At 41.1% G+C, this 1,732-nt stretch carries 2 protein-coding genes; both read left to right on the top strand.

Annotated elements, in window-relative coordinates:
* Nucleotides 1-89 precede the first annotated feature (89 nt).
* Entirely contained in the window at nt 90-293 is a 204-nt protein-coding gene (locus V2W16_RS11115) for an excisionase (protein WP_002607397.1), read from the top strand.
* A gap of 78 nt (nt 294-371) precedes the next feature.
* Nucleotides 372-1,565 carry a site-specific integrase gene (locus V2W16_RS11110; RefSeq protein ID WP_009243728.1) on the top strand — a complete coding sequence of 398 codons (1,194 nt, stop codon included), beginning with the start codon at nt 372-374 and terminating at the stop codon, nt 1,563-1,565.
* Nucleotides 1,566-1,732 lie beyond the last annotated feature (167 nt).

The raw sequence follows: 1,732 nt of genomic DNA, 5'->3' as shown, positions 1-1,732 counted from the left end.
AAATTAACCGCCCATTTACAGAGGATAAACCGCACCGACCTTATCCCCTATATCCAGTATGACACGAAACATGGGAAAGGGGGTATCTGATGAATAACAACGATATTCCCGTATGGGAAAAATACACCCTTACCATTGAAGAAGCGTCAAAGTATTTCCGTATCGGAGAAAACAAGTTAAGACGCTTAGCAGAGGAAAACAAGGACGCTGGCTGGCTCATTATGAATGGCAACCGCATACAGATTAAACGCCGACAGTTTGAACAGGTTATTGACAAATTGGACGCAATCTAATGCAAATGAGCCTTGTATGTGTTATGATGAACACAAGTCATATCAAGGCTCTTTCCAACAAGGAAAGGAGCAGACACCATGAAAGAAAAAAGACGGGATAACAAAGGTCGTATCCTGCATACTGGAGAGAGCCAACGAACAGACGGGAAATACTTATATAAATATGTAGACGCATTTGGAAACACAAAATATGTGTATGCTTGGAGATTGACACCCACAGACCCGACACCAAAGGGAAAACGGGAAAAACCCTCACTTCGTGAACTGGAACAGCAGATAAGACGGGATATTGAGGACGGTATCGACAGCACAGGCAAGAAAATGACGCTTTGCCAACTCTATGCCAAACAGAACGCACAGAGGGCAAATGTGAAGAAAAGCACAATAAAACAACGGGAACAACTCATGCGGTTATTGAAAGAGGATAAGTTAGGTGCTAGGAGCATTGATACGATAAAACCCTCTGACGCTAAAGAATGGGCGTTACGCATGAAAGACAAAGGCTTTTCCTACAATACCATTAACAACCATAAACGCTCGTTAAAAGCGTCATTCTATATCGCCATACAAGACGATTGCGTAAGGAAAAATCCCTTTGATTTCAAGTTAAGTGAAGTCCTAGAAAATGATACCAAAGAGAAAGTTGCATTGACAGAGGAACAGGAACAAGCCTTACTCTCATTCATCAAGACGGACAATGTGTATCACAAGTATTATGATGATGTGCTGATACTGTTAAAAACAGGACTTCGTATCTCGGAACTGTGCGGACTGACAGTAGCCGATATTGATTTCAAGAATGAAGTTGTGATTATCGACCACCAGTTACTAAAGAGCAAGGAACAAGGCTATTATATTGAAACGCCTAAGACGAAAAGCGGAATAAGGCAAGTACCATTAAGCAGAGAAACGATACAGGCATTTCAACGGGTTATGAAGAAACGCCCAAAGGCAGAACCATTTGTGATAGACGGACGGGGCAATTTCCTATTTGTCAATCATAAGGACAAGCCAAAAGTTGCGATTGATTACAACGCCTTATTTGTCCGTATGGTAAAGAAATACAACAAGCACCACAAGGACAATCCCTTGCCACATATCACACCGCATACGCTACGCCATACGTTCTGCACAAGGCTGGCAAGCAAGAACATGAACCCAAAAGATTTACAGTATATCATGGGGCATTCAAACATTAGTATCACAATGAATTGGTACGCTCATGCGTCCATAGATACCGCAAAATCAGAGGTTCAGCGTCTAATTGCATAGAAGTATTTACCACGATTTTAACCACGCTTGATAGCGAAAATATAAGAAGATAGACCTAGATATGTGAGGTTTACCACAAAAGCAAAATGCCCGTAGAGCCGATAAAATAAGGCTTTGCGGACATTTAAGAAGATATAAAAAGATAGTCAAAAAGACATATATAATTT

The organism is Anaerofustis butyriciformans, from assembly GCF_036289385.1.
Classification (GTDB): Bacteria; Bacillota; Clostridia; order Eubacteriales; family Anaerofustaceae; genus Anaerofustis; species Anaerofustis butyriciformans.
The sequence above is the reverse complement of the archived record's forward strand: the minus strand, read 5'-3'. Positions and strand labels throughout refer to the sequence as shown.

Coding starts and splice junctions, on each gene's coding strand:
- V2W16_RS11115 (WP_002607397.1), top strand. CDS start 90: ATGAATAACAACGATATTCCCGTATGGGAAAAATACACCCTTACCATT.
- V2W16_RS11110 (WP_009243728.1), top strand. CDS start 372: ATGAAAGAAAAAAGACGGGATAACAAAGGTCGTATCCTGCATACTGGA.